This is a genomic window from Anaerotignum sp. (assembly GCF_051877975.1).
Taxonomy (GTDB): domain Bacteria; phylum Bacillota; class Clostridia; order Lachnospirales; family Anaerotignaceae; genus Anaerotignum_A.
Genome location: NZ_JBJEJK010000043.1, coordinates 40,735 through 50,739, shown reverse-complemented (window position 1 = coordinate 50,739; position 10,005 = coordinate 40,735). Strand labels below are relative to the sequence as shown.

At 44.0% G+C, this 10,005-nt stretch carries 7 protein-coding genes; all 7 read right to left on the bottom strand.

All coding sequences use genetic code 11. From position 1 onward, the window contains the following. Positions 1 to 458 (bottom strand): AAA family ATPase (locus ACI39P_RS07120; RefSeq protein WP_439719976.1); only part of this gene is annotated, 458 nt, incomplete at its 3' end. A gap of 663 nt (positions 459 to 1,121) precedes the next feature. Next, positions 1,122 to 3,233: a polyphosphate kinase 1 gene (gene ppk1, locus ACI39P_RS07115; protein ID WP_439719975.1), complete on the bottom strand. Its 2,112-nt coding sequence runs from the start codon at positions 3,231 to 3,233 to the stop codon at positions 1,122 to 1,124. Further along, positions 3,203 to 4,105, bottom strand: coding sequence for a Ppx/GppA phosphatase family protein (locus ACI39P_RS07110; protein WP_439719974.1), 903 nt, complete (start codon positions 4,103 to 4,105; stop codon positions 3,203 to 3,205). Before ACI39P_RS07110 ends, ppk1 begins: the two co-directional genes overlap by 31 nt. Before the next feature lie 215 nt (positions 4,106 to 4,320). Beyond that, a complete protein-coding gene (locus tag ACI39P_RS07105) occupies positions 4,321 to 5,604 on the bottom strand; it encodes an aminotransferase class I/II-fold pyridoxal phosphate-dependent enzyme (RefSeq protein ID WP_439719973.1) in 1,284 nt (427 codons plus the stop codon). Positions 5,605 to 6,057: 453 nt separating this feature from the next. Then, positions 6,058 to 7,128 (bottom strand): tRNA 2-thiouridine(34) synthase MnmA, encoded by a 1,071-nt coding sequence (gene mnmA, locus ACI39P_RS07100; RefSeq protein ID WP_439719972.1) that lies wholly within the window; start codon positions 7,126 to 7,128, stop codon positions 6,058 to 6,060. A 159-nt stretch (positions 7,129 to 7,287) separates the two neighbouring features. Continuing rightward, positions 7,288 to 8,220, bottom strand: a complete 933-nt coding sequence (gene cysK / locus ACI39P_RS07095; protein ID WP_439719971.1) for a cysteine synthase A — start codon at positions 8,218 to 8,220, stop codon at positions 7,288 to 7,290. A gap of 415 nt (positions 8,221 to 8,635) precedes the next feature. Next, entirely contained in the window at positions 8,636 to 9,997 is a 1,362-nt protein-coding gene (locus ACI39P_RS07090; RefSeq protein WP_439719970.1) for a PFL family protein, read from the bottom strand. Positions 9,998 to 10,005 lie beyond the last annotated feature (8 nt).

Here is a 10,005-nt window from a genome sequence, read left to right as displayed (position 1 = left end):
ACAGGTATCAGTACACTGTCTGCACATGCCAATACATTGATGGTCAGCATCCCCAGAGATGGCATACCATCAATCAGCACATAATCATATTCGTCTTTGATCTGCTCTATGTAACGCTTCAATACCAATTCCCTGCTCATCACATTAACCAGGGAAATTTCCATGGCAGATAAGTCGATATTGGATGGCAGCACATCCACCCCCTCGCTATGACGAAGGATTGCAAAACCGTCCTTCATATCAACTTCATTGATGATATTCATCATTACAGATGCTAATGTATTGCAAATCTCGTCAGGATTCGTAAAGCCTAAGCTAGCCGTCAGATCGCCCTGCGGATCTGCATCAATCAGCAATACTTTTTTTCCTTTCCTGGCTAAGCCAATACCCAAATTCCCACAGGTTGTTGTCTTTCCCACGCCACCTTTTTGGTTTACAACCGCCATCACTTTACTCATTGTATTTCCTCCTTTATGAAATAAATCCCTATGTTCTTATACGATTCCAAATATCTCTTTTGCAACAAAATTTGTGCTATGATTGAATCGATATATCATAATGATTTTTTATAGTTCAAGGGCTTTTATGATTATTTCTTCAATAGAGATATCCGCGGCATAAAATACCTTCACCGATGTGCTTAAGATATTTTTCCTATAAAAGATTTTCTAATTTGAAAAAGCACTGCAAATTTGCAGTACTTTTTCAAAACAACATCTTGCATACAAAACCAGGCCAAATCTTAAATACAAACAACATATTGATATGTAACAGCAAAATGATGCCCCTTAAAACTCCGTTTATTTCTTAAAAACTCAATAGTTCGTTCGGGACATATGTTTAAGAAAATGATCGAACAGCAGGAAAAAATGATGGCTGAAAAAAATCAGGGCTGATTTAAAAACAGATTTGATTTTTAAAAGCTAAATCAGAAAAGCCCCTTTGTAAATATTTTTTACAAAGGAGCTTTTTTTATGTATTTTTTCACAAAAGCAACCTCAGATTCAACCTCTTTTGCAAAAAGCACCTCAAATTCCAGAAATTTTTTCTGTTGCTTTTCTTATATAAAACCATCGGATTTTTTTAAAACATAAACGATATTTGAATACATCGGATTAATTTCAGCTTATTTTGCCAAACATCTCAACTATTTTTTGAAAAGTGCTCTTTTTATGTATTTCCGACCTTGCAAACTGAACCGGATGGTCGATAAAATACTGCTGTACATTGACGGAATCTTTTCCCTTTTCTTCTTTTTTCACATACGTTCCCAAAGAGGTTAGCTCTCTCGCCTTCGTATTATCCATCAAGATGAACTCCAAATAGAAAGAGAACCAATCCCGATGCTCTCTGGAAAGAATGGGACAAGCGATCTCAACCCGTCTCTGCTGATTTCTTGTCATAATATCCGCAGAGGAAATATAAATCTGGCGCAGGTCTCCATTGCCAAAGCAATAAACACGGGAATGTTCCAAAAAACGGCCAACAATGCTTGTAACATGAATATGTTCCGTTTTTCCGGGAACACCAGGCAGGATACAGCAAATGCCGCGAACGATCAAATCGATCTGTACCCCTGCACAGGATGCTTCTTTCAGCTTATCGATCAGGTCACGTTCTGTCACAGAGTTTGTTTTGATAATGATACGCCCATTTTCCCCTTTGGCAATCTCGTTATCAATCAAACGCAGCAGCCCTCTCTTCATATCGTAAGGCGCTATCAGCAAACGGGAATAGCTTTCATTCAAATTGCCAATCAGCATATTCGCAAAGAAAGCCGCCGCATTCCGTCCCAATTCTTCATCAGCACTCATCAGGCAAAAATCTGTATATAATCCTGCTGTTTTTTCATTATAATTTCCCGTACCCACTTGGGTGATATAAGAAATACTGTTTTTTTCCTGATAAGTGATCAGACAAATCTTCGAATGGCATTTGAAGCCATCCTGTCCATAAACCACACGGCAGCCCGCTTCTTCCAGCACTTTTGCCCATTCAATATTATTCTTTTCATCAAAACGGGCACGCAATTCTACCAAAACTGTAACATTTTTCCCATTTTCCGCCGCTTCCACCAAATATTTTGCCACCTGAGAATTTCTTGCCAAACGATACAGCGTGATACTGATAGATACTACCGATCGATCCCTAGCCGCTTCCTTCAGCAAATCTAAAAATGGCTGCATAGAATGATACGGATAAAACAACAGTACATCTCGCTGGCGAATCTGTGTTTTCATCGGCACATTTTCTGCCAAATATACCGGTTTCTGCGGAGTGAATGGAGGATAGAGCAAATCCTTTCTGTCCTCTCCAATGCGATATGCCCAGGAAAGTACAGCGGGACATTTGGAATAATAAACCTGATATTTTTTCAGTCCCAATTTTTTTGCCAGCATTTTGCCTAATTCATGGGCATTTCCTTCCACTTCCAGCCAGACAGGCGCCAGTCTGTCCCTCGCCCGCAGCAGTTTAGACATGTGCTCTCTATAGTCCGGGCCGTCTTCATCCATCTCATCAGCATCAAAGCTGATATCTGCATTTCTAGTAACGCAGATGACAGCACTTTCTTCGGGAATGTAGATTTTAAAAATTCGGTTCAGGTTTCCCAGTATGATTTCTTCCATCCGCAAAAACCGGATGCCCTTATCCGTAGGCAAATACAATAATGGCGGCAAAACTTCCGGTACACCTACAATGCCCAAAAACGTCTTTTCCCCTGTACGCAGCAGCACAGCGCCATACAAAGCCTTATTTTTCAGATGAGGAAATGGATGGGAACGGTCTATGATCTGGGGGCTCAGCAAAGGGCGTATCGTTTTATCGAAATATTCCTGCACAAATTCTGCTTCTTTTCCCTTCAGCTTAGAAAAAGGCACTTCCGTGATACCCTGCTTATCCAGCTGCTTCATGATACGCTCATAGGCCTTTTCTCTGCGATGCAGCAAAGGCGGCACAGCTTCGTAGATTTTAGAAAGCTGTTCTGCAGGGGTCAGGCCGCTCTTATTATCCTTATCCTCAGGCGTCATGATAGAAACATCAAACAGACTGCCCACACGTACCATAAAAAACTCATCCAGATTTGTTGTAAAAATGGAGGCAAACCGCAGCCGCTCCAACAGCGGAACAGCTTCATTTTCCGCCTCTTCCAATACCCGCAGGTCAAACTGTAGCCAGCTCAATTCTCTGTTTTGTGTATAACTCAAGTCGTAAGTTTTATAATCTTTTTCCATAAATATCCCTCCCTCACACCATAATCACTGATATACAGCCGTTCTGCGTGCATTTTTTTTGCCAGTGTCTGAATGACCAGAGCCCCAGGAATAATGGTATGGATACGGTCAGGGCATTTTTTCAGCACAGCATCCCTGGCAGCTGTATCTTTTTTCAGCAGGAATGCAATGGTGTCCTCCAATTCTTTTCTGGTGATCTCTTTACAGGATGCATCTCTGTTTTCCCGCAGGTTGATCAACCCCCGCAGGCTTCTGGCTGTGCCGCCAACGCCAATGAGCAGCGGCTTGGGCACATGGGGCAATTCCAGATTTGTAAGGCTTCCCTCGATAAAGTTCCTCATCTCTTCGATTTCCCGTCTCTTTGGCCAAATTTTTTCCACATGTTCTTTATATAAATTCAAACAGCCAATTCCAATGCTGTTGATATAATAGGGATGGCGGTCATCAAATGCAACGATTTCCGTACTGCCGCCCCCCAAATCAAACAAACAGCCATCTTCAAAGGGTGCGGCATTGACTGCACCGGAAAAGCTCATGATTGCTTCTTCCTCCCCGGAAATCAGCTCAATCTCCAGCCCAACGGCATGATGGATACGCTCTATTGCCTGCTCAGAATTGGTAATATTACGCAAAGATGCGGTGGCAAAGGCATGGATGGTATCCACAGTAACATATTCCAAAGAGGCGCAGAACCGCCGCAGCACCCCAATCATTACGCCAATGCCCTCTTCAGACATTTCCCCTTCTGTAATATAATTTGCCAGCCCCGCCGTCTCTTTTTTTGAAAGCAGCACGCTAAACTGCTGTCCTTCAATTTTATAAACAGACATTCGCATGGTATTTGAGCCAATATCGATGATCGCACAAATCATAAAATTCCTCCTTAAAACACAAAAAAACTGCATCCTTCTGTCATTCGACAGAAAGATACAGTTCCATCATACGATTGCATTGTAAAATCAAGGAAATCGTATTTGTAAAATGTTTGTGAAAAATATCGAAACCAAATCAAGCTTCCAGATGTTCAGACGTTTTAAAAGATTTCGGAGAGAATCCATTAACGTGATCACAAATATTTGATCCACTATTATTTAATTGCATCAAACCCGCGCTGCAAGTCAGCGATGATATCATCGATATGCTCTGTACCGATAGACAGACGGATGGTGTTCGGCTTAATGCCCTGATCCAGCAATTCTTCTTCTGTCAGCTGGGAATGGGTCGTTGTAGCAGGATGGATGACCAGGCTCTTTACATCCGCAACATTTGCCAGAAGAGAGAACAGCTGCAGATTGTCGATAAATTTATGGGCTTCTTCCTGACCGCCCTTGATCTCGAATGTAAAGATGCTTGCGCCGCCGTTGGGGAAGTATTTTTCATACAATGCATGATCGGGATGTTCCGGCAGGGAAGGATGGTTCACATGTTCCACCTGAGGATGGTTTGCCAAAAATTCCACAACTTTCTTTGTATTTTCCGCATGGCGATCCAGTCTCAGGGACAGTGTTTCTACCCCCTGCAGCAGCAGGAATGCGTTGAAAGGAGAGATCGTCGCGCCGGTATCTCTCAGCAGGATCGCTCTCACATAAGTTACAAAAGCTGCAGGGCCTGCCGCATCCACAAAGGATACTCCATGATAGCTGGGGTTGGGTTCTGCGATGGGTGCGTATTTGCCGCTGGCCTTCCAGTCGAATTTACCGGAATCTATGATAATGCCGCCCAATGTCGTACCATGACCGCCGATGAATTTTGTTGCGGAATGTACGACGATATCTGCGCCATGTTCAATGGGACGGATCAGATAAGGTGTACCGAAAGTATTATCGATGACCAAAGGCAGTCCATGTTTATGGGCGATTTCCGCGATAGCATCAATATCAGGAATATCGCTGTTAGGGTTGCCCAGAGTTTCCAGATAGATGGCCTTTGTATTTTCCTGAATTGCACCTTCTACTTCTGCCAGATCATGGGCATCTACGAAAGTTGTTGTGATACCGTAGCGGGGCAGTGTATGGGCCAGCAGGTTATAGCTGCCGCCATAAATTGTTTTCTGTGCTACAATATGTTCGCCTGCGCCTGCCAGCGCCTGAATCGTATAGGAAATTGCCGCCGCGCCAGAGGCCAGTGCCAAAGCCGCTACGCCGCCCTCCAAGGCCGCCAGTCTCTTTTCCAATACATCCTGTGTAGAGTTTGTCAGTCTACCGTAGATATTGCCGGCATCTGCCAGGCCAAATCTGGCTGCCGCATGGGCGGAATTATGGAAAACATAAGATGTAGTCTGATAGATAGGTACCGCCCGGGCATCTGTAGCGGGGTCTGCCTGTTCCTGTCCAACGTGAAGCTGCAATGTTTCAAATCTATATTCACTCATTCTGATAACCTCTTTTCTTCTTTTGTGCTTTTGCTCTTTTGTTATTTTGTCTTATTTTCTTTCGCATAAAAAATGAAATAAAAAAACCGGGGCTTACAAGGGCTCCCGGGCAATTGGCTTAAAAAATACCTATATCAAGTATTCTTCTGGAGTGCGAAGCAGTGCATACTGACGCACCAGCCATATAAAACGCCCGGGAGTTACACATTCGCATCATACACATGTAATTGTTTTTGCTGCCAGCAATATAACCTGTCATGGCTTCCACCTCCTTTGAAATACTTTTTTCTGAAATATTCTTCTTTCATGCGATGCAATGATAATACCACCATATTCCTACTAAGTCAATAGGAAAACTAAAATTTATTTCCATTTTTTTCATCCGTTCATTGCCAAAAAAGAAAAGCAGGCAGACGAGGCCCGCTTTTCCCATGAAAAACCCCTTTTAAATTCTTATTGTATCGTACCGCCGCCCACAACAATATCACCGTCATAAAATACAACTGCCTGCCCTTTTGTAATAGCCCGCTGGGGTTCATCAAAGTATACCTCCAAGGTATCCTCATCCAGCTGTGTCGCCGTTGCCCATTGCTCCGGCTGACGATACCGTACCTTGGCTTTCACTCTCTTTGGCTCTTTCAAAAACGGAACCGAGATCAAATTGATATCCTTCGCAATCAGCGTTCTGGTATACAGGCTGTCATTTTCTCCCAATACAACACGGTTTTGGGCAGAATCAATATCACAAACATATAGAGGCATCTTTGCGGAAAGCCCCAGTCCTTTGCGCTGTCCGATGGTATAATGAATAATGCCTTTATGCTTGCCTAATATCTTCCCTTCCCGATCAACAAAATCTCCCTCGGGATACTGCTTTTGGGTATATTGCTGCATAAAGTCCGTATATTTCCCATTGGTCACAAAACAAATATCCTGGCTGTCATGTTTTTTTGCGTTGATGAACCCATGGCTTTCTGCAATGCGGCGAACTTCCGGCTTTGTCATGTTTCCCAGAGGAAATAGGGTATGCTGTAATTGCTCCTGTGTCATCATATAAAGCACGTAGCTTTGATCCTTTGCCCCATCCAAAGCCTTTTTCAGCAGATATCTGCCAGAGTCTTTGTCATATTCAATGCGGGCATAGTGCCCCGTTACAACGTAATCGTAATCCAGCTCCTTCATGCGCTGAAAGAGTTTTTCAAATTTCAGGTAACGGTTGCAGTCTATGCAGGGATTCGGTGTTTTCCCTGTTTCATATGCCTGAATAAAAGGATCTATCACACATTCCCGAAATTTATCTGAAAAATTGAACACATAATAAGGGATGTCAAGCTGATCTGCAACGCTTCTGGCATCCTCCACATCGGCAAGGGAACAGCAGGTATGTTCTCTAGAAAGACCGATTTCTTCATTATAAAACAGCTTCATCGTTGCACCCATACAAGTATATCCCTTTTCTTTCATCAAACAGGCTGCAACACTGGAATCTACACCGCCGCTCATGGCAATCAATGCTTTTTTCATGCTAAAATGCACCTCTGCTTTCTTCTCCAAATAGTATAACCAAGAAAGCCATGCAAAAGACTTCGCCCGGCTCCTTTTCTATAACTCTGCCTTTGGAAACAATTTCTCCTTCTGCACAAAAAATCTCCGATGCTCCGCGAGGAAGCATCGGAGTCCTCTTTACTCTTCAAAAAGGGGTGTAGACAGATATCTGTCCCCTGTATCCGGCAGCAATGCAACAATGGTCTTGCCTTCGTTTTCCGGGCGTTTTGCCAATTCAATGGCTGCCCATACCGCAGCACCGGCAGAAATCCCTACCAGAACCCCTTCGCTCTTGCCTACCAGCTTGCCAGTAGCAAAGGCATCTTCATTGGACACTGCAACGATTTCATCATAGATCCCTGTATCCAAAACATCGGGCACAAAGCCTGCACCAATGCCCTGGATCTTGTGTACCCCTGCGACACCTGTGGAAAGGACAGCAGAATCAGCAGGTTCTACTGCCACAACCTTAACCTCAGGCTTTTTAGATTTCAAATATGCACCAACCCCAGTCACCGTACCGCCTGTGCCTACGCCTGCAATAAAAATATCTACATTGCCATCGGTATCTTCGTAAATTTCAGGGCCTGTGGTCTCTCTATGGGCCTTAGGGTTTGCCGGATTGACAAACTGACCGGGAATAAAGCTGTTGGGAATTTCCTTTGCCAGCTCATCAGCTTTGGCAATAGCACCTTTCATGCCTTTTGCCCCTTCTGTCAGCACCAATTCTGCACCGTATGCTTTCATCAGCTGTCTGCGTTCTACCGACATGGTTTCAGGCATCACGATAATGATGCGATAGCCTCTTGCCGCCGCAACTGCCGCAAGGCCGATACCTGTATTGCCGGAAGTCGGCTCAATGATGACAGAATCCGGTTTCAATTTTCCCGTTGCTTCTGCTTCATCGATCATCGCCTTAGCAATACGATCCTTTACAGAGCCTGCAGGGTTCAGATATTCCAGCTTTGCAACAACTTTCGCTTTCAGTCCCAATGCTTTTTCGATGTGTGTCAGTTCCAGAAGTGGTGTTTTCCCAATCAGTTGATCTGCAGATGTATAAATATTAGCCATAATAAATCCCTCCTAAAATATGAACTATAACTTTAATTTTTTTATTTTTATATAAATTCTTTTGTCTTTCCTTGTAAAAAAGCAATAAAAAACCGGGGCTTTCAAAAGCTCCCGGGCATTGGCAAATACGCTTAAAGTATTTTTCTGGAGTGCGAAATATTGCATGCTGACACACCAGCCATATCAAATGCCCGGAAATCACACATACAACAACACATGTTTCTGTTATTCATTGCAGTATCGTTATTTTTCATGATATTTTCCTCCTTTCAAAAGCTTTTTTCCTGTGATGGAAACAGGATAACACCATTTTCCTACTAAGTCAATAGGAAAACTAAAATTTATTTCCATTTTTAATATCATAAAAAAGGGTATCCATTCCCTCCGGAATCAATACCCTTTTCAGCTTATTCGATTAGTTTTTGAAGCTGTGAATAGGTGCAGGGATTCTGCCGCCCCGAGCCACAAATTTTTCACAGCTGAAACGGTTCACAGGAATGATCGGTGCATAGCCCAGCAGACCGCCAAATTCTACACTTTCCCCTTCTTTTCTGCCGATGACGGGGATCAGACGAACCGCCGTTGTTTTATTATTCACCATACCGATAGCCGCTTCATCGGCAATGATACCGGACAAAGTTGCCGCAGAGGTATCCCCGGGCAGAGCGATCATATCCAGACCAACGGAGCAAACGCAGGTCATAGCTTCCAGTTTCTCCAACGTCAGTGCGCCTTTTTCGCAGGCATCGATCATCCCATGATCCTCGCTGACAGGAATGAACGCACCGCTCAGGCCGCCAACATAGGAAGATGCCATAACGCCGCCCTTTTTCACATTATCGTTCAGCAGCGCAAGTGCTGCCGTTGTACCAGGTGCGCCTGCTTCTTCCAGCCCCATTTCCTGGAAAATTTCTGCGATACTGTCGCCAACTGCAGGTGTCGGTGCCAGAGAAAGGTCGATAATACCAAAGGGTACGTTCAATCTCTTAGAAGCCTCTCTTGCAATCAGCTGCCCCACACGGGTGATTTTGAACGCAGTGCGTTTTACCGTTTCGCAAAGAGTTTCAAAATCCGCCCCTCTGACTTCTTCCAGAGCCTTTTTCACTACGCCGGGGCCGCTGACGCCAACATTGATGCAGCAATCCGCTTCCCCCACGCCATGGAAAGCCCCTGCCATAAAGGGATTATCCTCTACAGCGTTGCAGAAAACTACCAGCTTCGCACAGCCAATACATTCATTCTCCTTTGTGCGTTCCGCTGTTTCCACAATGATTTCGCCCATTCTTTTGACAGCATCCATGTTCAGGCCATTTCTGGATGTGCCGATATTGACAGAAGAACAAACGCGTTCTGTTACTGCCAATGCTTCGGGAATAGAATCCATCAAAATCTTATCGCTTTCCGTATAGCCCTTCTGCACCAGGGCAGAAAAGCCACCGATAAAATTGACACCAACTTCTTTTGCAGCTTTATCCAATGTCTGGGCAATGCTGACATAAGAATCCGCATTTTTACAGCCTGCCGCCGCAATGGCAATGGGTGTTACAGAGATTCTCTTGTTTACGACAGGAACCCCATATTCCTTCGCCAGTTCATCCCCGACCTTTACCAGGTCCTTTGCGTAAGTTGTAATTTTTTTATAAATCTTTTCATTGAATTTTTCGATATCTGCATCGGCACAATCCAGCAGGCTGATCCCCATGGTAATGGTACGCACATCCAGGTTCATCTCGCTGATCATGCTGTTGGTTTCCAGAATCTCGTTTCTTGTAATCATTCCATCCA